15 protein-coding genes are annotated in these 23,092 nt (G+C 63.9%); 10 read left to right on the plus strand and 5 right to left on the minus strand.

What is annotated here, in order from left to right; translation table 11 throughout:
* Positions 1–34 precede the first annotated feature (34 nt).
* The 5 genes from IPM84_26500 to IPM84_26520 all read right to left on the minus strand — a co-directional run bounded on the left by IPM84_26500 (position 35) and on the right by IPM84_26520 (position 8,261).
* The gene (locus IPM84_26500; GenBank protein ID MBK9096242.1) at positions 35–1,777 is read right to left on the minus strand and encodes an AMP-binding protein; all 1,743 of its coding nucleotides are present in this window, start codon (positions 1,775–1,777) and stop codon (positions 35–37) included.
* Between the two features lie 69 nt (positions 1,778–1,846).
* Positions 1,847–2,956 carry a cytosolic protein gene (locus IPM84_26505; protein ID MBK9096243.1) on the minus strand — a complete coding sequence of 370 codons (1,110 nt, stop codon included), beginning with the start codon at positions 2,954–2,956 and terminating at the stop codon, positions 1,847–1,849.
* Positions 2,957–3,024: 68 nt separating this feature from the next.
* A complete protein-coding gene (locus IPM84_26510) occupies positions 3,025–4,992 on the minus strand; it encodes a hypothetical protein (protein ID MBK9096244.1) in 1,968 nt (655 codons plus the stop codon).
* Between the two features lie 142 nt (positions 4,993–5,134).
* The gene (locus IPM84_26515; GenBank protein ID MBK9096245.1) at positions 5,135–6,982 is read right to left on the minus strand and encodes a wax ester/triacylglycerol synthase family O-acyltransferase; all 1,848 of its coding nucleotides are present in this window, start codon (positions 6,980–6,982) and stop codon (positions 5,135–5,137) included.
* 79 nt (positions 6,983–7,061) lie between these two features.
* Entirely contained in the window at positions 7,062–8,261 is a 1,200-nt protein-coding gene (locus IPM84_26520) for a PLP-dependent transferase (protein ID MBK9096246.1), read from the minus strand.
* Between the two features lie 283 nt (positions 8,262–8,544).
* On the opposite strand from IPM84_26520, the gene IPM84_26525 reads away from it, so the two are divergent.
* The 10 genes from IPM84_26525 (at position 8,545) to IPM84_26570 (ending at position 23,089) form a co-directional block, all read left to right on the plus strand.
* Entirely contained in the window at positions 8,545–9,543 is a 999-nt protein-coding gene (locus IPM84_26525; protein MBK9096247.1) for a glycosyltransferase family 2 protein, read from the plus strand.
* Complete coding sequence (locus IPM84_26530; protein ID MBK9096248.1) at positions 9,536–10,744, plus strand: glycosyltransferase family 4 protein; 1,209 nt, start codon at positions 9,536–9,538, stop codon at positions 10,742–10,744. Before IPM84_26525 ends, IPM84_26530 begins: the two co-directional genes overlap by 8 nt.
* On the plus strand, positions 10,731–11,882 hold the full coding sequence (locus IPM84_26535) for a glycosyltransferase family 4 protein (protein ID MBK9096249.1): 1,152 nt from the start codon (positions 10,731–10,733) through the stop codon (positions 11,880–11,882). The genes IPM84_26530 and IPM84_26535 overlap by 14 nt, the downstream gene beginning before the upstream one ends.
* Positions 11,879–12,787, plus strand: a complete 909-nt coding sequence (locus IPM84_26540) for a glycosyltransferase family 2 protein (GenBank protein ID MBK9096250.1) — start codon at positions 11,879–11,881, stop codon at positions 12,785–12,787. The genes IPM84_26535 and IPM84_26540 overlap by 4 nt, the downstream gene beginning before the upstream one ends.
* Positions 12,765–17,279, plus strand: a complete 4,515-nt coding sequence (locus tag IPM84_26545) for a glycosyltransferase family 39 protein (GenBank protein MBK9096251.1) — start codon at positions 12,765–12,767, stop codon at positions 17,277–17,279. Before IPM84_26540 ends, IPM84_26545 begins: the two co-directional genes overlap by 23 nt.
* A 44-nt stretch (positions 17,280–17,323) precedes the next feature.
* Positions 17,324–18,259: a GDP-L-fucose synthase gene (locus IPM84_26550; protein MBK9096252.1), complete on the plus strand. Its 936-nt coding sequence runs from the start codon at positions 17,324–17,326 to the stop codon at positions 18,257–18,259.
* 25 nt (positions 18,260–18,284) lie between these two features.
* Positions 18,285–19,817 (plus strand): oligosaccharide flippase family protein, encoded by a 1,533-nt coding sequence (locus IPM84_26555; GenBank protein ID MBK9096253.1) that lies wholly within the window; start codon positions 18,285–18,287, stop codon positions 19,815–19,817.
* Entirely contained in the window at positions 19,793–20,596 is an 804-nt protein-coding gene (locus IPM84_26560; GenBank protein ID MBK9096254.1) for a tetratricopeptide repeat protein, read from the plus strand. Before IPM84_26555 ends, IPM84_26560 begins: the two co-directional genes overlap by 25 nt.
* A 73-nt stretch (positions 20,597–20,669) precedes the next feature.
* On the plus strand, positions 20,670–22,139 hold the full coding sequence (locus IPM84_26565; GenBank protein MBK9096255.1) for a hypothetical protein: 1,470 nt from the start codon (positions 20,670–20,672) through the stop codon (positions 22,137–22,139).
* Positions 22,136–23,089 carry a glycosyltransferase gene (locus IPM84_26570; GenBank protein ID MBK9096256.1) on the plus strand — a complete coding sequence of 318 codons (954 nt, stop codon included), beginning with the start codon at positions 22,136–22,138 and terminating at the stop codon, positions 23,087–23,089. The genes IPM84_26565 and IPM84_26570 overlap by 4 nt, the downstream gene beginning before the upstream one ends.
* Positions 23,090–23,092 lie beyond the last annotated feature (3 nt).

Here is a 23,092-nt window from a genome sequence, read left to right on the forward strand (position 1 = left end):
CGTGCCACGCTTGGGTTTGGTTCCTACGGCCACCTCATGAACGAGTGATGGCAAACGGGCGCCGCGCCACCCACTGCGCCAGGCGGTCGCGGAAAATCTTGGCATTGTGGCGGCGGTCAACTGGAAAGCCAGGGTGGAAAGCGAAGCTGGTCAATCGAGATGTCAGAACAAACCGGACCCCAAGTGTACGGAGTTCCGCGACAAACTGAGCACGGGCCTGGACCGTGCGTGGGAAATGCCCTGGCAGCGGCTCGATCAAAATGACGGGCTGCGGTCCGCCTGCGGGAGCGTCTCTGTCCGACGGACCGGGCACCAGCGCCGAACGATAAACCCGTGGATGCTGATTGAACACGTTTTCGACGGGGTCGCTGAACAGCGGCGAGCCAGCGGGCCACTCCAGCCGATCGGCCTTGCGGCCACAAAACCACACCCGCCCCTGCTCATCAAGATAACCGACATCGCCGGTGCGGTGCCACGTGCCCTCAGCAGCTGGAATTTTCGCCAGGCGGTCGGCCTGCGGGCGCTGAAAATAGGCCACAGAGACGGCGGGACCGCGTACAACGATTTCCCCCGCCTGTCCGGGCGGCAGCCGCAGCGCCTGATCCCAGGCCGCCAGCGGCGCGTCGGTGATGCGGATGATCGCCAATTCGATGCCCGGCGCCGGTCGCCCCACACAGGTACCGTGGATCGGCTCAGGGCGAGCGGCGCGGGCCGCCAGAATTTCCGCGCCCAACGGCGCGGTCATCGTCAGAGCTTCGGTGGCGCCGTAGGGAGTGCAGGTGTCGCCGCCCGGCGCCAGCAGGCCGCGGAAACGTGCCAGCAGCGAGGCACGGACCGGGGCGCCGGCCATCAGGACGCGACGCAGCGTGGGCAGGGTGATCTGCTGCGCCTGGCAGTAGCGCGTCACCGGTTCCCAGAGCGCGGGGGAGCCGAAGGCCAGCGTGACCCGCTGGTCGTGAATCATCTGCACGAGGCGCGCCGGGTTGACCTGCGCCGGCCGCGTGACATCCAGGTCGGGCAGGGCGGCGGTGAGGCCGAGCAGGATATCGAACAGGGCAAAGAGCGGAAAAGCGGCGAGGTCAATGTCGTCGGCCCGCGCGCCGAACAGATCGCCCAATTGTGCCAGCAGAGCGGCGAACATGCTGGTTGTGTAAATGGCGCCCTTGGGCAGGCCGGTGCTGCCGGTGGTGTATGTCACCGCCACGGGGTCGTGCGGGGCGACAGAGGCCAGAGGAAATGGCTGCGGTTGTGGCCGATTCATCTGCGGCAGACCAAAGCGCCCAGGCCAGCGGCGCGCGACGGTGATCCAGGTGCGGACAGAGCGGAACGCCCGCGGCGCGGCCAGGCGCGTTGCATGCACCAGGGGGATGCCGATGACGGCCTGTGGCTGCGCCTCGGCCACGCAAGTGAGCAGGCGGCGAAAACCAACCGTGGGATCAATGAAAATCGGCAAGGCCCCGATCTTGAGCAAGGCCAGGGCAATCAGGAGCAAATCGAGGCCCGGGCGCACAAACAGCAGGGTGCGAACGCCCTGTTGCACGCCAGCCGCGGCCAACCCGTGGGCATAAGCGTCGGTCAGCGCTTCCAGGTCGGCGTAGGTGCGCGTGGCGTAGACAGGGCGACCATCAACCTGACGCCGCGCCACGAAGATGACCGCTGGCTTCTGTGGTTGCTGTTGTGCCCAATGGCGCAGGTGGGTCGCCAGGTTGTGCTCACGGTCGGGTTCCTGACGGACGCGCTGCCCGCTGCTGCAATCGTTCGAACTGATCTCCTGCACCGCCACTCTCGATGTCCACCTCCACAACCGCTAGTCCGCGCAGCCGGTGAATTCCCTGCCGAAAGGGCACTATGTCTGCTTTTTACCCCGGGCTGGCAGCGCCAATGTGCTGGCGCGATAAACACGCTGCCATTCGCTGAGCGTTGGCGCGACCTTGAGTCCCTCGTGCAGCGCGCGCAAGATGCCAACATCCTCGATTCGGTAGATGTCCGGCAGCAAAGCGATGCCCTCGCTACCATACTTCAGTTCCAGTCCCAGTTCAATACCGGCCAGCAGCCCTTGGCGTAACCCTGTCGCCTCCCCCTGCTGCATGCCCTGCTGGATGCCCTGCTGCATGCCCTGCTGCATGCCCTGCTGCATGCCCTGCTGCATGCCCTGCTCAAATCCCTCGTGCAATCCTTGCTCCAATCCCCTACGCATTCCGATGCGCTCAACGCTTGTGATATAAGTCATGTGTCGTTCCTCCTCATAGGCTGCAATCTCCTGCCACACATCGGCCTCGACAGCATCTGGTAATGCAAGAACCCAGTCAATAAAGCGAAACAGGTTCAGGATTTCCTGCCGTTCGACCCCTCGCTCATGGAGTTGATGAATCAGTGCCAGCTTCCACATCTTGCGTTGTTGAACATCGTCTCTTGTCTCTTGCGCCTTCAAGTGCGCCATCACCACGGTGGCAAAAGGGTTCTTGCTTGCGGTCAGGTCGCCCCAGTGGGCGGCGTAATCCAGCAACTTCACTGCCGGAAAATGAAACGATACTCTGCTGCCCCATAGGTCGTATCCATATTCATTGGGGCGCCAGGTTGCGCTGCGGTCCGCCAGTACCACCAGGCTCGCCACTCGCCGTTGGTAACGGTCGAACAGGCGATAGTTGTACACGTAAATCCGCTCCGCAAACGCAGGTTCGTATTGTCCCTGCACTTCGATGTGGATCAATACCCACGCTTCCTGCCCGTCCGCCTGCCAAACTCGTACCAGCTTATCGCCGATACGCCGCCCCAACACCGCGTCACGCACCACCTTCTGCAGTTCCTTGTCCAGGAATTCGTACCCCTTATCCCAGTCAATGCCTGCCCAGACCGCAGGAAAGAAGAAGTTCGTGAACTGCTCGAAGTAGGTCTCCAGCACGTCTTTCCAGGGGGTATCGTAATCGGCCTGTAGCTCTTTCGTTGCTCCTGTCACAGCCACCTCCTTCCGCGCTCAGAGTATAGCACATCAAGATCGTCCCATGCAACCCACAACGCAGGCAATCATCCCGCCAGCGCTTTGTCAATCTCCGCCTTGGTGCGCGCGATGGCCGCGGCCAGTTCGTCGTCGCTGGTCTTGAGCTGCGCCAACTGATCCTCCAGTTGGTTCAGCGTACGCACGTAGCGACCGCGCAGTTGGCCTTCCTCGCCCTGCTCTTTGAGCGCCCCCAGGTTACCCTGCACCACCTTCTGCTGATTGAAGATGGCCTGACGGTTCGTCTCGTTCTTGCGCACGCTCGTTTCGTGCTCAGCCAGGCGATCGTGCAGCGCCAGGATCGCCTTGATGCGATCGAAGGCGGCTTGATCGAGCAGATGGTCGCGCAGCCAGCGTTGCAGGGTATCGAAGCGTTGATTGCGAACCTCTTCCCGCCGCGCCACCAAGCGGCGCTGGGCGGCCGTAAACACGGCCACGCTGTGCGCCTTGACCTGCACCAAGTAACGATAGGCATCGGCCGTGGTTTCGACCGGGTCAGGCGTGTCGAACGGGGTGTAGTTGGCCAGGCGCGGGTGCTCCAGGGTCACGTTGACCGCCTGGTCGTTGCGGTTCTCGACGCGGTAGGTGACGCGCTGGATCTGATATTCCTGCAAGGAAAGCAGCCCATTGGCGATGTTGACCGAAACCAGCAACTGCTCGTTGGTCGTCTCCTCCGTCACCTTGACGCCCAAGTCAACCGCGTAAGCCAGGAAGATTTCGCCGCCGGGCGCGGTGAAGGGAAGCATGGCCTCGCCCGCGTACTCGCCGGCCTCCACCACCGTCAACGGCCCGCGCTCCAGGGTCAAGCCGGTCTCATTCTTGAAACGCGCGGTAATGACGGGGTTCAGCGGGTGCTTGCGACCATTGTAGATGCGCTCCTTGCGTAGGGCCGGCTGCGCCTGCAGAATCGGCACCATCGCCGAGCGCCCGCGCTTGACCGTCACCGGGTTGGCCACCACGTAGCTGAAGAATTCGCCTTGCGCCTGGCCTGTTGCCGCCACCACGGTAGATTGAGAAAGATCGGCTGCGCTCATCTTGGCGGCAGGCGCCGGCGCTTGCCGCTCATCGGCCATCATCGTGCGGCCCAGGGCACGCACACCGCGCATCGCGGGCGGGGGAGATGACAACGCCTCAGCAAATTCCACCGGCCGCGCCACCGCGCGCGCCTCTTCCCTGACCACCGGCCGCTCCGGGGTAAAGGGCGTGTAGAGATCGTAAATAAAGCTGACCGGCATCCCGGCCACAAAGGTCAGATGCACATTTTCCAGATCTTCATCGAAGGTGTTGTCGAACAGCCCCCACCCCTGCAAAACACTCAGCGGCTTGCCGTCCTGCTCATCGGCTACCAGGCGATAGCTGACCCGCCAGATGGGGCTAGGCGCAATGTAACTGACGACCAGGTCAGAGGGACCAGGCGCCAGGCGCACCGTGACCGAGCGCTTCTCGTCCTCCATCAGGCTGGTGTCGAGAAAATAGGCCAGGTCGCCGGCGGCGCGTGCGTCCACCAGGTTCAGTTGGCGGATATCGCTGACGGGAAGGGTGCGCACCGCGGCCTGACCGGGAACAAAAATCGAGAGGAGCGTAGCGGTCAGCGGCTCACGCTTGCCGGGTAGGTCCACGCCCACCGCGATACCGGCCAGGGTTTCACCGGCTGTGATCACTTCGACCGCGCGGCCGCGCACATCGCGCAGCAGATCGCGCAGGCTGGCGCCGTCCGAGAGTTGAATGGACGAGCGGGCCAGGAGCGCGGCCTTATCCTCCGGCGTGGCATAATCCATGCCGAGCACCTGGCCGCCGCCCACGGTGAACGCGGTCAGGCTCTTGAGGATGTCGTTCATCTCGTCCCTGCGGAACTGCAAAGAAGCCATGGATGCAGTGGAGGCAGTGGAGGCAGTGGAGGCAGTGGATGAAGTGTCGGTGTCCACTGTGCCCCGGCGCTGATAAAAACCGACGCCATGTTTGTAGAGAGTCATCTTGACAATGGGAAGCGTATTCATGAGCAAGCGCCTTTCTGTGCAGAAAAACAAAACATCGGAAGCCGGCGGTGGCTTCCGATGTCAATGGTGTCAATAAAAACCGATGGCCAGCCGGCCTCAAGCTATGGTCCTGCCGGGGCAGGTGCGGGTAGTGAGTGCCCGGTCAGACCTGATGAACGCGGCAGTAAGCCGAACCGGCCAGGGCGACATTTTTGCACGAACGGCCCGATTTGGTCACGGCCACACAGGGTTGCGGTGTTGCCAGGGTCACGGGCATCTCGATCTGCGCCGCGTGCGTGCCGTTGATCGGCACGGTGGGCGTGAACAACACCGGTGGTTCCGCGACGACTGCGACTGCCGTCTCAATCAGAGTCTCATGCACGAGCAACGGCACGGCCGGAGCCTCTGGCACCGCCAAAGCCTGCATGAGATCTTCCACGCCTGCGGTCGCAGCCGGCTCATCTACAGCGATGGTCTCGACCGGTTGTCTGCGCCGGCGCGGCTGTTTGACCGGGGCGGGTGTGACGGTGGGGCTGTCCGCGGCCTGGTCCGGGGCGGGCGTGGCCGCAGCCGGTTCGGTCGGAGCCGCCAGCGCAGGGTGCGCCAGGGTTTGTGTCTGCTGGGCGAAGGCTAACAGATCCACAAACTCCTGTTCGAAATACTCGTTGATCTTTTCTGGATCGGGTACCAAGCCGGTGTCGGTCGCAATGCCGAGCACCACCGTGTCGTTGTAGCTGAAGATGCTGACGCCCAGACCCATGCGACCCGACTGCGGCACCCAAAACATGTTTGTGACGATCTTCTGACCGGCGAAGTAGACTGCCTGGCGCGGGCCAGGCACGTTGGTCATCACGGCCGAGGACTTCATGCCGAAGATGTTGACCATCTGATCGGCTACTTGAATGGGCATCAGGCCCAGGGTATTGAGAATCTGAAAGGCGACGAGCGCTTCCGGCGTGTTCTTGATGTCGTCCATGCGCTGCTTGAGCTCGTGCAAGCGCTCCCTCGGGTCAACCAGGTAGATGGGCAGGGAGAGGTAGATGAGGCCAAAACGATTGCCCAGCTTGTACGCCTCTTCGAGCGGCCGCAAGTTGACAGGCACCATGGCGCGGATATTGATGCCGTCGGTTGGGTCGTCGCGAAATTCCATGTATCGGCGCAGCGCGCCGGTCATCGCCGTCAGCAGCACATCGTTAACCGTGCCGCCCAGCGCCTTACCAATGAGCTTAACGTTGGCTAGTGGGATCGCTTGGGACCAGGCGACACGCTTGGACACGCCCAGGGAACCCTTGTAGACCGTGTGCGGATCAGGGCCGAGAAGCAGAATCTTGCCCAGGGCGGCGGCCGCACTGGCGCCTTGGGACGCCAAATCCAGGGCGTGACTGGGGTTGGTCAGTGTCTCCAAACCTTCATGAATCAACGTATCAGTCACCTTGCGTGCGGTGGAAACCATGCCCAAGGCGCTGCGCAGGGTACTCTCCAGCCAACCAGGCGAGTGGCGTTCCTGGCGTTCGGGGGGCGTCGGGTAGGGCGCATCGGGGTCGGTGTCGGTACTGGAGAGCATGACGTGCATCAGCGCGATACCATCGGCGATGCAGTGGTGCAGCCGCATGAGCAAGACGCTGCCTTCGCCGTAATTTTCGATGTAGTGCATCTGCCACAACGGTTTGGAGAAATCGAGCGGCGTACTCATCAGGTCGCTGATAAAATCTTGCAGCGCGGTCTTGTCCCCCGGAGGCGGCAGAGCAATCCGGTGGATGTGAGAGTTGAGATCAAAATTGCGATCGGTGATCCAATAGGCCTTGTTGCCTTGCCTCACCACCTTGTGCCGAAAACGGCTGAAGCGTTCTACCCAGCGATATTGCACGGTATCGCGCAGACGCGTGAAATCAACCGGTTTGTCGAAAATGAAAAGGCCCGACACCATCATCAGATTGGTGGAGTCCTCCATGTGTAGCCAGGCCGTATCTACGTTGCCCAGCGGAATTCCATAGCGGATACTGTCACTCATAGCCCCTCCTTGAACGTCCCCTCTTACTTGCCAGGAGCGTTGATTCTTGCCTACACTATAAATCCTACGCACCAAAATGTCAATCCGCTTCAAGCGCCTGCGCAAGATCCGCGATGATGTCGGCCGGCTCCTCGATGCCCACGGAGAGGCGCACCAGGCCCTCGCCAATGCCAACCTGGGCGCGCTGCGCCGGCGTCAACGCGCGGTGCGACGCCATAACCGGGTAGAGCAGCAGGCTGTAGACATCACCGAGCGACGTGCCAGTCAGCAGCAGGCGCGCGCGTTCGAGGAAGCGCCGCACCTGCGCTTGCCCGGCGTCGCGTATGACGAAGCTCACCATGCCGCCGTAGGCTGATTGGCCGTCGGGCGCCTGCAACAACTGTGCGGCCACCGCGTGCTGCGGATGGCCGGGCAGGCCGGGGTAGTTGACCTGCGCCACGCGTGGATGCGCCCCCAACCAGGCGGCTACCTGCAGCGCAGACGCGCAGTGCTGGCGCATGCGCAGCGGCAGCGTCTTCAGCCCGCGCAGGGCCAGCCAGGCCTCGAAGGGCGAAAAATTGGCGCCCAACATCTTCAGTTGGTCGGTCAGGCGCGCCTCATGCACCCGCCCGGTCACGACCGCACCGCCCAGCACATCGTCATGCCCGCCGATGTATTTGGTGACCGAATGGACCACAAAGTCAGCCCCATGCTCCAGCGGGCGCAGCAAATAGGGCGTGGTGAAGGTGCTGTCTACGATGACCATCGCTCCGGCCGCATGGGCCAGATTCACCAGGGCCGGCACGTTCGCCACCTTGAGCAGCGGATTGGAAATCGTTTCGCACACCAGCACCGTGGGCGCCGTGGCGCGCAGCACCGCGGCCACTTCATCCAGGTTGGTGACATCCACAAAGTGGGTGGTCACCCCCTGCTCTTTGAGCAGGCGGTCGAGCAGGGTGTAGGTTGCGCCATAGCAGTCGCGTGCGGCCACCACGCGGGCGCCCGCTTGCACCCCCGCGGCCAACAACGCCGCAACCATGGCCGCCATGCCCGACGCGTAGGTCAGCGCGACGTCGGCGTTTTCCAGGTCGGCCAGGGCCACTTCGAAGGCGTGTGTCGTCGGGTTGCCGTAGCGGCGGTAGACAAAACCATCCCTGGCGCGGCCGAGGACGGCGTCCAGGTCCTCCATCGCGTCGTACAGGTAGGTCACAGCCGGGTGAATCGGCGTGGTGGTGGGTGTATAATCAGGCGCGGGCAGGCGCTCGCCGGCGTGAACTGCACGCGTAAACAGACTCGTCATCGAAATGTGGCTCCCTTCGCACTTGGCGTGACGCGGCGGCGCTGACGACCGTCGCTGCTGGTGTACCAGTGTACCCCCGCGGCGGCGCTGACGGCCGGCGCTGCTAGTGTACCAGTGTACCCCCGCGGCGGCGCCCTGTCAAAACCGATTCCGCAAAAGTCCTGGCAATATCTATTTTTTGGCCTGACCCGGCTTCTTGTGGTACGATTAGCCGAGCACAGGCCACAAGAATCATGCGCTTGATCTCTTGGCTGTCCAACCTCATCCGATAGGAATTGCGGCGATGACGACTCACCTGACCCAAACGAAGCCTCCCGTCCTTTCTGTCGTGCTTCCCGTCTTTTCTGTCGTGCTTCCCGTCTTCAATGAACGCGAGAGCCTGGCGGAACTCCATCGGCGCCTGAGCAGTGTCATGATCGCGCTGGCCGAGCCGTATGAGATCATCTACGTGGACGATGGCAGTCGCGACGGCTCAGGCGACCTGCTGGCTGCCATCCAACAGAATGATGCACAGGTGCGCGTGCTGCACCTGTCGCGCAATTTCGGTCACCAGGCCGCTATCAGCGCAGGGCTTGACCATGCGGGCGGAGATGCCGTCATCGTACTGGATGCCGATCTGCAGGACCCGCCGGAGGTTCTGCCCGCGCTGCTGGCCCAATGGCGCCTGGGCTTCGATGTGGTCTACGCGGTTCGCCGGGAGCGCAAGGAGAACCTGTTCAAACGCAGCGCCTACGACATCTTCTACCGCCTCCTGCGCCAGGTCGCTAACGTCGAGATTCCGCTCGACGCCGGTGATTTTTGTGTGCTCGATCGCCGCGTGGCCGACGTGCTGCGCAAAATGCCAGAGCGCAACCGCTTCATGCGCGGCATTCGCAGTTGGATCGGTTTTCGTCAGATCGGCGTGCCCTACAATCGTGCGGCCCGCTTTGCCGGTCAACCCAAGTACAGCCTGCTCAAACTCCTGCGCCTGGCTTTCGATGGCTTCTTCTCCTTCTCCTACCTGCCGCTGCGCCTCGCCTCTCTGTTTGGCCTGCTCGTCTCGTTCCTGGGTTTTCTACTCTCCGTGTGGACGGTTTACAAACGCTTCACCCTGCCCGAGTTCCCCTCCGGCTTTGCCACCATCGTCGTGGGCGTGATGTTCCTGGGCGGCATCCAATTGATCGCCCTCGGCGTCATCGGCGAATATGTCGGTCGCATCTTCGATGAAGTCAAGCAGCGCCCGCTCTACATCATCGGCGAACGCCGCGGATTCGATGATGAGCGTCAGGCCCCGGATGCTTGAGGAGACGCCCACAACCGCCATGCGCATCCTGATGTTGGACAACGAATTCCCGCCGCTCGGCGGTGGCACCGGTGTGGTCAACTACCACCTGCTGGACGAACTACGTCACCGCGTCCCCCCCATTCACGTGGATCTGATCACTTCCAGCCGCTCCAGGCGCCGCTTCGAATATGAAGAAATGACGCCAGCAATCCGCCTGCACAAGGTGCCGGTGGACAACCGTAACATCCATCACTCAACCAATATCGAACTGCTGCGCTACACCTGGCGCGGCTACCGCTACGCGCGACGCCTGGCCGCACGCGCACCCTACGACCTGTGCTTTGCCTTTGCCGGGGTGCCGGCCGGGGGCATCGCCTGGGCGTTGCGACGCACGCTGGGCCTGCCGTACATTGTTTCTCTGCAAGGCCCGGATGTGCCCGGTTTCGAAAACCGTTACCGTTATGTCTATGCCGCCTTGACGCCCTTCATTCGCCAGATCTGGCGCGAGGCCGCGGCCGTCATTGCCATCAGCCAACGGCACCGCACCCTGGCCTGGCAGACTGCGCCCGGCCTGCCCATAGACATCATCGTCAACGGCGTTGACCTGGCGCAGTTCACGCCGGTGTCTCAGGCGCCGCGGCCTGCAGGCACGCCGGTCACGGTGCTCTGCGCAGCGCGGCTGATCGAGCGCAAGGGGCAGCAACACCTGCTGGGCGCGCTGGCCCGCCTGGCGAGCCAGGGCGTGTCCCTGCGTGTCATCCTGGCCGGCACCGGCGACGCCGAGCCGCTGCTGCGCCAGCAGGCGCAAACCCTGGGCCTGCAGGACAAGGTCCAATTCCTCGGCTTTGTGGAGCGCAGCGCGATGCCCGCGGTCTATGCGCAGGCTGATATCTTTTGCCTGCCTTCTTTCAATGAAGGCATGTCCATGGCCCTCCTGGAAGCCATGGCGAGCGGCCTTCCCGTCATTGTCACCACAACCGGCGGCCTGGAAGAACTGCTGGATGGCAACGGGTTGGTCGCGCCCTGGGCCGACGTCGAGGCCCTGGCCGGCGCGCTGGCAACCCTGGCGCAGGATGACCCACTACGCGCCGAGTACGGCCGCCGTGGCCGCCAGATCGCCGAGCGCTTCACCTGGCCGGCGATCGTCCAGCAGTATGTGCAGCTCTGCCAGCGCGTGCTCGACCGCCAGCCTGGCAGGAGTCGCCATGACGCCCACTAGCCGCCGCGACGCCGCGCCGCTGCGCGTGACCCTCATCAACCTGTGGCCGCGCGGCGGCATGGCGCACTACACCGCCGCGCTGGCCAACGCCCTGGCCCAGGAGCCGGATGTGCGCGTGACGGCCGTGGTGGCACAGGCGCCCGCGCCGCTCGGCTTTGCGCCCGCTGTCACCCTGGCGCCGGTTGACATTCCCACCGGCAACCGCCTGGCAGACCTGGCGCGCCTGCCGCGTCAACTGCTGCACGTGCCCGCGTATCTGCGCACCGTGCAGGCCACCGCGCCCGACATCATCCACGCCAACTTGAGCACGCACCCCTGGGAACTGGCCACGCTGCCCTGGCTGCGCCGGCGCTGGCCGCTGGTAGTCACGCAGCACGAGGTCAGCATCAAACCTGGCGAGGGCGGCTGGCGCAAACGTTGGAACGTGTGGGCCGGGCCACGCTATGCGCACCACCTGTTTGTGCATGGACAGGCGCTGGCCGCGGAACTACAGCGCACGCGGTTGGCGCCGGCCGCGCGCATCAGCGTGTTGGCGCACGGCTGGTACGATTTTCTGACCCAGTGGGCCGGCGCCCAGGACGAAGAGCCGCACACCGTCCTGTTTTTTGGCCGCATCAAGGCGTACAAGGGCCTGGAGTACCTGGTCGAGGCCATGCCGCTGGTGCAGGCGGCCGTGCCAGATGTTCACTTCCTGGTCGTGGGCGGCGAGGGCGACATGGCGCCCTATCGCCGTCTCCCTGGCGCCCAAGCGGCGGCCGTGACTTGGGTCAACCGCTTTGTGGAAGATGCGGAAGCGGCCGCCTTCTTCCGCCGCGCCAGCCTGGTGGTGCTGCCCTACACCGACGGCAGCGCCTCGGGCGTCATTGCCGCGGCCTATGCCTTTGCCCGCCCGGTGATTGCCACCCGCGTCGGCAGCCTGCCCGAAGCGGTGGTGGATGGCGTCACCGGGCTGCTCATTCCTCCGCGTAACGCCGCCGCCCTGGCCGCGGCCATCAGCGGGCTGCTGAGCGATGACCCGCGCCGCCGCGCCCTGGGCGCAGCCGGCCGGCAGTGGGCGCAGCAGCATCTTTCCTGGGCAGATATTGCCCACCAGACTGTGGCGGTCTACCGGCAACTGGCCTGGAAATCTGCGGGATGAACACCAACAACGGACACGCCCCGCCGCGCGTGGTCGCGCTGATTCTCAACTGGAACGGCCGGTCGGACACCCTGGCCTGCCTGCGCAGCCTGCAGCAGCAGACCTACCCGGCCCTGATTCCGCTGGTGGTGGACAATGGTTCGCAGGACGGTTCGGCGGCGGCCATCCGCGCCGACTTCCCGGCCGTCCACCTCATCGAAACCGGCGCCAACCTGGGCTTCTGCGCGGGCAACAACGCGGGAATGACCTGGGCGCTGGCGCAAGGCGCCGACTTCGTGCTGCTGTTGAACAACGATACCTGGTTCGACCCGGCCATGACCCAGGAGTTAGTGGCCGAAGCCGGCCGCGACCCACAGATTGGCCTGGCCGGGCCTAAGATCTACCAGGCCAAACCGCCCACCGTTCTGTGGTCGGCCGGCGGGCGGGTCACCTTCTGGGGCAACGTGACGGCCATGCGCGGCTTTGGGCAGGCCGATCGCGGTCAGTATGACAGCGCCGCCGATGTGGACTATCTGCCCGGATGTGGTATACTAGCGCGGCGCCAGCTCCTGGAAACGGTTGGCCTGCTCGACCCGGCCTATTTCGCCTATTACGAGGATGCCGATTGGGCGATGCGCGCGAGACAGGCGGGTTGGATCGTGCGTTACGTTCCCTCAGCCCGCATGTGGCACAAGGGCGGCGCCAGCACGGGTGGATTCTACAATCCCCGTGAGAAATATCTATCCGGCGTCAATGCCGTGCGATTCATGCGCCGTTACGCCCATGCCGGGCAGTGGGTGTTGTATTTGATCTCCTTGGCGGCAGGTATTCCGTGGCTCATCATACGAGAGAGTGCGCGCGGCCGCAGTGCGGCTGTACGCGCCAAGATTCGTGGACTGATAGATGGTTTCAGGTACAAATCCTAACACGCGTTTCAGCAAACTAGCAATCCATGCGGCCTTCCTGCTCATCATCCTGCTGGCCGCAGGCTTGCGCTCCTATGAACTCAACACGCGGCCCTTTTGGGGTGACGAAGCCCTGACCGGAGACCTGGCCCTGTTGGGACCGGCGTCCGTCTTGCGCACCACAGCCCCGTTCTCGTTTGTGCGCCAGATCGCAGCCAGCGCCGGCGGTCAGTTCGTGACCGGCTGGGGCTTTCAGATGCCCCTGCCCCTCCTGGCGTCGTTGACCGGATTGATCGGCAACCAGGATATGCTCATCCGCTTGCCGTCCTTCCTGGCCGGCGTGCTGGCCGTGGCAGTCGCCTTTGCCCTGGGACGGCGATTGCGCCGGCCGGAAGTCGGGCTCCTGCTGGCCTTTCTCATGGCCATCTCCGCGTTTCACATTCAGTATTCGCAGGAAGCGCGCTACTACGGTCTGATGTCCTTCCTCGCTGTGCTGGGCGCCTATCTGATGCTGCGCGGCCTGGATGAGAAGCGTGCGGGCGACCTCATTGCCTTCGTCTTCGTCTCCGCCTTTAACGTATGGAATCACCTCTTCGCCGTCTTCTTTGTCGTACCCATGGTGGTCTATGCCGTGGTGATCTTGGGCATACACCTGGTGCGCAGTGTGCGCCTGCCGCGGCTAAGCAGCTTGCGCCGCCGCACCAACAGCCGGCGCAAAACCATGCGCAGCCGCTTGCTTGGCTGGCAACAGGTCACGGCCCGCGCCCTGCGCCGCATTCCGCTGGCCTATGCCGTCTTCGTCGTCAGTGTCGTCGTCCTTGCACTGCTCACGCTGGAGATCACCCTGCCGGTGGTGCGCGCAGCCACCAGCAGCAGCGCCAGCAGCAGCGAAGTGGCGACCATCTTCTCCCAGGCCGACTCAGCACGCACCACCGAGGGGGCCACCTTGCACGGCTTTTCCCTCAGTGTCGCCTCGTTCATTGATCTTTTTGCCGAGTTCGGCAGCGGCCGCAGTTGGACCTCCTGGCTTTACCTGGCGTTCGCCCTGTTCGGTTTGACCGACCTGCTCCTGCGCCGGCAGTGGCGCCAAACGTTTTTTGTTCTGCTGTGGCTCTGGCTGCCCCTCCTACTGGTCTCCCTGGTGCGCTCAGAACATTTCTTTGCCAGCAAATATATCATCTTCGTACAGCCTGCCTATCTGGCTCTGGTGGCGCTGGGCCTTTACGCGGGCGTGAGCCGGCTGTGGGCCTTGCCGCGAGCCGTTGTCCTGCGCGTCCCCGTCCTGCAGACCCCGCTCCCGGCCGCGATCCTGGTGGGCGCGCTGACCGTCCTGCTCCTGCTGGTCAACACGCGACCAGTCCTGGGCTATTATGGGCAGCAGGATCGCTTGAACTGGCGTGGCGTGATCCGCTACATTCAAGCCGATCTGCGCACGGACGATGCGGTCCTCTTTGCTACCGCCCGCGACCGCGATTGGGGGCCGTTTGTCTACTATTTCCGCCAAATGGTCAAACCCCAGGCGTTTGGCAGCTTCGTGCAGTCCTTTGCCGACCTGTCGGCGCCCCAGTTGCAATCGGTGTTTGACAACCACAAGCGCGTGTGGATTGTGGATCAGGCTGGTCATGGCGGCTTCCGTGAGGTCGGCACGCTCTTCCCCGCGCTGAAAGCCCGCGATGTCGTCGGCGCCCAGGTCTACCTGTTGGACACCGCGCCGGTGCTCAACAGCCAGGTGCCATTCGAATGGGCCGCCGGTCGCGCCCAGTTGACCACAAAACGGGCCGCGTTACCCAATCGCAGTCTCATCGTCGGGGTCACCCCGTACGACGCATCTACATCGCAGCGCTTCAGCGTACACGTCAACGGTCAGAACCAAGGCAGTTTCGACCCGGCCGGCGTACAGGCGCCCAATTACGTGCAGGTGCCTTTCACCCGCACCGAAGTGGTCACTGTAGACATCATTGCCGCGCAGCCGCCCACCACGGCGCTAAGCGGCACCTTGACGCTGGCCTATGCCGCGGCCATACCCGGACAGGACGGCCAACGCGTGACGATCGAAGCCGAAGACTTCCCCACCGACAATGGCTTTGTCTTCGAACAACCTGAGGCCAGCGGCGGTTCATTCGTACGCGCCCAGGGCTTCGGCATCATCGCCCAAGTCTCCTTGTGGGCAAGCCAGCCGGGCGACTACCTGCTGACGCTGTACGGCCGCATGAACGCACGCATCGGCACGCCCAAATGGTCGGTGGTGCTCGACCGTCAGGCAGTCGGTATTCTGACGACGCCGGTCAACCTGGGGTGGCAGACGATTTCCATCCCCGTCAATGTGAGCAGCCCTGGCCTGCACACCCTGACCCTGGGCGCAACCGCGGACGCCTACATCGAGGGGGCTTACGCGGACCTTGATTATGTCACCCTGGAAGAACGCCAGAACTGGGTGTATCGCGGCAGCACCCAGATCAGCCTGGGCGTGAGTGAGTTGACCGAGACAGCGCCCATTACCGCCACCGGGGCGTTGACCGCCTGCGTGACGACGACCGGCGCGGCCGGCCGCTGGCTCGATTCTCAACCGGTGACATTTACCGTCACCGTGGAAAATGCGGCCGACTACGTGCTCGAACTGGTGACCGCCAGCACGAACATCACGCAGCCACTGCCGGTGACCCTGGATGACCGCTTCTTGGGTCAAATCGCCCCTGGCGCCCACCTATCGCAGACCACTCACCTGTTGAGCCGGCTGAGCACGGGCGAGCACGAGATTCTGCTGACTCCGCCGGCCACCGTGCAGCCAGGGCAGTTGTGTTTGCAGGAGATCAGCCTGCTGCTGGCCTACGTGCAGCCGGACAGTACAGATCTGCGCATCGAAGCGAACCCGTTCGTGGTGGGTGAGAATGCACGGCTGCAGCGCATGAGTAATCGCCCCGTGGCCATGGGCGCGGGCGCCGGCGCGGTCATCGAGGCCGGACTGTGGTTCAGCAGCACCGGCAACTACACCCTCAACGTGGACGGCCTGCACGATCGCCCCGGCCCGGTGCAACTCCGGGCCGAATTGGATGGCAAACCGCTGGAGCGAACCCTGGACTATGCCCGTAACGACTACACCTGGTCGCTGCGTTCGGTGCGTATGCCGGTAGGCGCGGTCGGCTACCATCGCCTGCGCCTTGTCTTTGCCAATGACCTGTACGACACGGCCCTGGTGGCCAACAAAGACGATGGGGACCGCAATGCGGTCATTGACTTCCTCACCGTGTCAAACCTCGCCGCGCCCGTCGTCGCTGTGGGCAACCAGACCACCTTTGTCATGGCCGAGGCCACCGAGATGATGCCGCCGGGCACGGCCGTCGAAGAGGCGGGCGGGGTGCGGGCCATCATGCGACCCGCGGCCGGCCCGGTCGTCAGCATGGATCTGGCGTTTGACACGGCCGGCGGCTACCAGCTCTCGGTGCGGGCGCAGAACGACCAGCCTGGCCCGGTTGACCTGGCGGTCATGCTCGACGGTGCGCAGATTGGCGTGCTGAGCTACGCGGCCAACGACGGCAGTTGGAGTGAGCAGTCGCTCCTCTTCTCGGTGGGGCTTCCCGGCTTTCATCGCCTGGCCCTGGAGTTCGCCGCCGATGCCTACGATCAAGAATTAGTGGACGCCGGTCAGGATGGCGACCGTAACGCCCTGGTGGAGACGGTTAGCCTGACCAAAATTCCGGCTGCTATCAATCGCGGCGATGTGCTGATTGATCTCAATTTCGATGACCTGCTCAGCAGTGGGGCTGCCGACCAGCCGCGGCTGGATCGTATCGAAGGGACCTTCGCCTTCGTCTTTGGGCCGGGCAACGAGATTGCTTTCCCGTTGGTTTTCCTCGGTGATGGTAATTACGTCCTGGAAGTTGGCGGCCGCGGCGCACGCCTGGGCAACAATCTCGCCCTGGAAATGGACGGCAGCCTGCTCGAAGACCTGTCGTTCGATCTGCAGACCGAATCGCATTTTGTGGGCATCATGCACAAGGCGGGGACGGTCATGCTGCGCCTGCGCAACACCAGCAGCCGTGATCTCTACGTGCAGACGCTGCGCATCTACGGCAACGTCCTCTATGCCGACCCGAACCTGGCCTGGACCCCCGATCAAGGGGGCCTGGCGGAGGGCACCCAGTTGATTCAGGAAGGCGGGCATGAGGCCGCCATGCGCGCAGGCACCGGGCCGATCGTCACCCTCAATGTGCTGCTGCCCAAGCCGGGAGTCTATCGTTTGTCGGTGTTGGGCCAGAACGATCGGCCTGGCCCGGTCATCGTGGACGTACAGCTCAGCAATATCCAGCGCGGCCAGATCTTCTTCAACGCGGACGACGGCAGTTGGGAAACCCGTACCCTGCAGATTGTCAGCAATCGCGCCGGCATGCAACTGCTGACGCTGATCTTCAATAATGACGTTTATTGGCAGGATGTGATTGACAAGGGCGGCGACGGCGACCGCAACGCGTTGATCGAGCGCATCCAGATTGCGCCGCTGAGCTCCGACCGCTAACAACCGGGCAGGTGCGCTGCGCCTTACAGAAAGGAACATCATCTATGAGCTTCTGGCCCAACCGCCGCGTCCTGGTCACCGGCGGGTCTGGATTCCTGGGATCGGTCATCGTGCGCCAACTGCACGCCCTGCACGCGGCGGCGGTGTTCGTGCCGCGCAGTCAAGACTATGACTTGCGCCACCTGGAAAACGTGCAGAGGGCGCTGGCTGACAGTCGCCCTAACATCGTCATTCACCTGGCCGCGCGCGTCGGCGGCATCGGCGCCAACCTGGAGCATCCGGCCGAATTTTTCTACGACAACCTCATGATGGGCGCCCAACTGCTGCACGAGGCCTGGCGGGCCGGCGTGGAAAAATTGGTGGCCATTGGCACGGTGTGCGCGTATCCCAAGTTCACCCCGGTGCCTTTCCATGAAGATGACCTCTGGTCAGGCTATCCAGAAGAAACCAATGCCCCCTACGGCCTGGCAAAAAAAATGCTCCTCGTGCAGTCGCAGGCGTATCGCGATCAGTACGGCTTCAACTCCGTCTTTCTGCTCCCGGTCAACCTGTACGGGCCTGGCGACAACTTCGACCTGCAGACCTCGCACGTCATCCCGGCCCTGATTCGCAAGTGCGTCGAAGCGCAGGAACGGGGCGACGATCACATCGTCGTGTGGGGAGATGGGTCGCCCACGCGTGAATTTCTTTACGTGGATGATGCGGCGCACGGCATCTTGCTGGCAGCCGAAAATTACAACGCCAGCGCGCCGGTCAACATCGGTTCGGCCATGGAAATCAGGATCCGTGACCTGGTACACCTGATTGCTGACCTGGTTGGCTTCGACGGCGACATCGTCTGGGACACCACCAAGCCCAACGGCCAGCCGCGACGCAAATTGGACACGCAACGCGCCGAACAGCAGTTTGGCTTCCGCGCCGGCACGTCGTTTGCCGAAGGATTGCAGCGCACCATTGCCTGGTATCGCCAGTGTCGGTAAGCAAGAGTCGGAGCGTCTTCTAGCTGTGTCCGAAGCAACCAGCCCACAGGTCACCCGCATGGTGCGCAACTCGCTCTTCAGCGTGCTGCGCTTTCTCGTCCTGCTCCCATTGCCCCTGCTCGTGGTTCCGTTCATGCTGGGCAAACTGGGCGATGAGCGCTTTGGCGTGTGGGCCATCGTGGCGCTCTTTACATCGTACACGCAACTGGCCGATTTTGGCATGGGCCTGGCCCTGACCAAGTACGTCGCGGAATTCGCGGCGCAAAAGCAGTGGCAACGCCTGGACATGGCGTTGAACACCGTCTTCTTTTTCTATCTCGTGGTGGGATTGAGCCTGGCGACCCTTGTGCTGCTTGGCCGCCACTTCCTGGCGGGCCTGGTGCCGCAAATCTCCCCGGCGCTCACGCAGGAAATCGTCACGGTCATCGGTATTGCGGCGCTCACCTTCGCCGTCAACCTGACTTTGGGCGCGTTCAACTCGACCTTGCAGGGCCTGCAGCGCATGGATCTGACCAACCTGACCGCGCTGGCCAACGGGATTGGCCTCTACCTGGGCATCGTCGTCGTCCTGGCGTTGGGCGGCGGCCTGGTCGGCATGGCCGTGCTCAGCCTGGTGCTGGCCGTGGCCTCAGGCGCCTTCAACGGCGTAATGACACAGCGGCTGGCGCCCGGCCTGCACCTGCGCTGGCGCACCTTCGATGCCGGCTATCTGCGCTCCGTGTTGAGTTACAGCCTCAACATCCAGGGTGGGGCGCTGACCGAACTGCTCTTCGACCCCTTGAGCAAACTGGTCATCACCCGCTTCCTGGGCGTGGCCCTGGTGACACAATACGAAGTGGGACAGCGCATCATCACCCAACTGCGCGGGCTGTTCGCCGTGGCCTTCTTGCCCCTCTTTCCGGGCGTCTCGCATCTGCACGCCGAACGAGAACAGCAGGCCGTGCAGATGATCTACCAGCGCAGCTCGCGTTATGTCTATTTGCTGGGCTGGCCGGCCTACCTGCTGCTGATCATCACGGCGCCCTGGCTGCTGACCGCCTGGCTGGGGCAAGGCTACGCGCAGGCGGCCTTTGTCATGCGGCTGATGACGTGCGGCTGGTTCGTCAGCCTGGTGGCCTTTCCACCCTACATGATCTTGCAGGCGCTGGGGCAGGCCCATCTCTGTTTGCGCGCCCATGTCGTGCAGGGTCTCACCAACCTGGTGCTGGCGCTGCTGTTGGTGGGGCCGTTTGGATTCGTGGGGATCACGGTGGCCGCCTTCGTGGCGTTGGTCATCGGCTCCAGCCTGGTACTGGTGGCCTTCGCGCAAACGCTGCAGCTCTCCGGCGCCGCACTCGCCCGCCTGGTGCCCTGGCGAGCCGTGGGCCTGGCCCTGGGCAGCGGCGCTGCTTTAGCCCTGGTGCTAACCCGGCTGCCCCAGGTGACGTTGTTGACCCTGGCCGCGCTGGCCGCAGCCTATGCGGCCGTCTATGCCGGGCTGCTGCTGGCGCAAGGCGTGGTGAGCCAGAGCGACCGCAGGCTCATCCGGTCCTTGTGGCCGGCGCGTCGGGGGCTGTAGATGCCGCGCCGCGTCTGAACTGGCTTGCGCTGCTGGGCTTCGCGGCGACCCTGGTGCTGCTGAGCGCCGGCCTGGCGCCGACACTCGAATCGAGGCGGTTGCAAACAGCCTGCGCGCGCCAGGCACGCGACATCATCTACCGCCTGCTGCAAGAGCCGGCACAGACGGAAGAGCTGGACAAGACCCTGGCGCAGATCGCCCCAGCCTGCGCAGAGGTAACAGCGTCACAGGCGCTGCTGTCCAACGTCTATTTTCAGGCGGGCAACCAGGCCTGGCAGGCACAGCAGTGGGCCGCAGCCGCAGCCGCCTATCGGACATCAATTGCGCGTGACCCTGGCCAGGCCATGCCACGCCGGCGTTTAGCAGAAATCTTGCTCTACCGGGATCAACAGCCGGCCGCGGCCCTGGCGCAGTTGCAGCAGGCACAAGTCCTGGCCCCGCATGAGAGCTACACCTACATGGTCATGGCTCATGCCTACGCCGCGCTCAACGACCCGGAACACGGTCTGCAAGCGGCAGAACAGGCCCTGGCCGTCGCCAAAACCCCCTACGGCTACATGGTGCAGGGCCAAATGTTGGCCGCGCTGGCGCGCTGGCCTGAAGCGATCGCCAGTCTGCGCGCCAGCCTGGTCCTGGACGATCAGGCGGCTGTCACCTACCTGCTGCTGGGCAATGCCCTGCAAGCCAACGGCGAGACCGACGCCGCCCGCGAGGCATGGGCCGAAGCTCAGCGCCGTGACCCATCAATTCAGGACGCAGGTGTGCATTCCCCCCCGTAACGCCAGTCGTTGGCCTGTGTCCAATCAATTTTGCGTTTTCTCCGAAAACGCATTACACGAGGAAGTTTTCTGCATGGCGAATCTATCACGTACCTTTGGCAATCGCAGCCGCAGGACAGGCGAAGCAATCTGGATCATGCTGGGCGTGCTGCTGCTCGGCTGCGCGCTTGCGCTGCCCCTGGGCGCCAGTGACGACACGGCCCTGGCCTTGATTCTGCTCGGCACAGCCGTCATCGCCTACCTGGTCTTTCCTTCGCGTTGGCAGTTGTGGTCGCTCGTCGCCATCGCCGTCTACTTCCAGCCCCTGGAGGCGTTGCAACTTCCGATCTCTCAGTCGAACGTCCACCTGCTCGATCTCTTTGTCGCGATGACCCTGGTCGGCTGGCTGATCCGTTGGGCCTTGCAGATGCATACGTGGCGGCTGACCCGCCGCTCCGGCTACCTGCTGGCGGCTATCCTCGCCATCCTGCTGATTCCGGCGCTCGTCGGGATGCTGAAGGGCAACATCGTCGTCACCGTTCTGCGTGACATGCGGGTGCCGTTCTACTACATCACCCTGTCGCTGCTGGTGGTGTCCGGTGTGCGCACACGCGCTGACCTGGTTACGACCCTGCGCGGCATCGCGCTGCTGATTCTGCCCGCGCTGGCCTACTACTTTGTCAGTTGGGCGCTCGGCATTCCCACGTCCGAGGGTGCATCCACCGTGATTCTCAGCAGTGGTCGCTACTTGCGCTATGGCCTGGTCACCAGTTGGGAGTACATCATGCTCTCCTGGCTCTTGGGACTGGCATTGTTCCTCACGGGCGATGTGCCGCCGCAGTGGCGTCCCTGGTTGGCGCTCTACACCCTGCTGTCTACCGTCGCCTTGATGGCGCTGCTGGTGCGCGGCATCTACCTGGGCATGCTCGGCGGCCTCGTCACCGTGGTCCTCTTCAGCCATTGGCTGCGCAACCCACAGCGCCTGATCAGCGCCGGCCTGGTGCTGCTCGTTCTGGGTGGCTTGGTTGTGGCTGCGGATGCCGCCGCCGGCACGGGGCTGGTGGCCGCGGTGGGCGAACGTGTACTCTCTATCGTGGACCCCCGTGCTTCGACCTCCAGCTCGGCCGCCAATCGCGAGACGCGCCTGGAGACGACTCGTTTCATCGGCAACTCGGCCCGCGGCACGTCCAACCCGCTCATCGGCGCAGGCTACGGGGACCGTGGGGCCTATGCCTACTCACGCGATAGCGAACTGCAGGCCCTCTTCCGCCACAGCGCCTACAGTTGGCTCTTCTACCGGATTGGATTCATGCAGGGCATCCTGATCCTGCTCCTCTTCGCCGTGGTGGCCTGGCGCGCCGGTCGTTTGGCCTGGCGCATGGAAAACAGCCTGCTGCGCGCGACCATCGTGACTTTCCTGGCCGCCTTCATTGCCAACTTCTTCGTCGGTCTGGGTAACAACACGATCTTCGATTTCTTCGGTGCGTTCTCAGTCCAGGTGGCGATCGAGTTTGCCATCCTCATCAAACTTGATCTGCTCCTGCAGCCGGCGGTAAGCGCATGACGCTGCCGTTGGTCTCCATCGTCACACCCAGTCTCAACAGTGCGGCATGGATTACCGCCACGATCGTCAGCGTCCTGGCGCAAGACTACGGCCGCCTGGAATACATCGTGATGGATGGCGGCTCGACGGATGACACCCATGCCATTCTGCGCCACTTCGCCGCGCGCGACAATCGCCTGACCTGGTTTGCCAAACCTGACACCGGCATCTCCCAGGCCGTCAACCGCGGTTGGGCGCGCAGCCAGGGCGAGATCATCGCCTGGATCGGCAGCGATGACCTGTATCGGCCGGGCGCGGTGGCCGCGGCCGTGTTCGCGCTGCAAGCTCAGCCGGCCGTGACCGCCGTGTATGGCGATTGCGCCATCATCAATGCGCAGGGTCAGTGGGTGGGACATCTGCACACCGGCCCCTTCGACCGCGGGCGCCTCCTGGGGTGGAATTACCTGGCGCAGCCGGCGGTTTTCATGCGCCGCGCCGCGGTCGCGCAGGCCGGTTGGCTGGACGAGAGCCTCCGCAACGTGATGGATCACGACCTGTGGATCAAACTGGCGCAGCAAGGTGCGATGGCCCATGTCGCTTCGATGTGGGCCGCGGTACGCGTGCATGACCAGACCGTGACCAACCGCCAGGTTCGCCGCGCCGGCGAAGAGACGCTGCGCGTGGTGAGCCGCGCGGTCAACGATCCGGCGCTGGCGCTCGACCTGCAATCACAGCGCGCACGCGCCCTGGCCGAAGCCTATCTGCGCGCCGGCATGTGCTTCTACGCGGCATCCGATTTGCCCCAGGCGCGCATCTATCTGAAGCAGGCTCTGCGCCTCGCGCCGGGGCTGCTGGCCGATGGCCGTTTCCTGCGTACCGCGCTGACCGCACAGTTGGGCACACGCCTGATCGAACGCCTGCGTCGCTGGCGGCCCGCACCGCATCGCACCGGCAGCGATCGGGGAGTGTGAACC

This window comes from Candidatus Amarolinea dominans (genome assembly GCA_016719785.1).
Lineage (GTDB): Bacteria > Chloroflexota > Anaerolineae > SSC4 > Amarolineaceae > Amarolinea > Amarolinea dominans.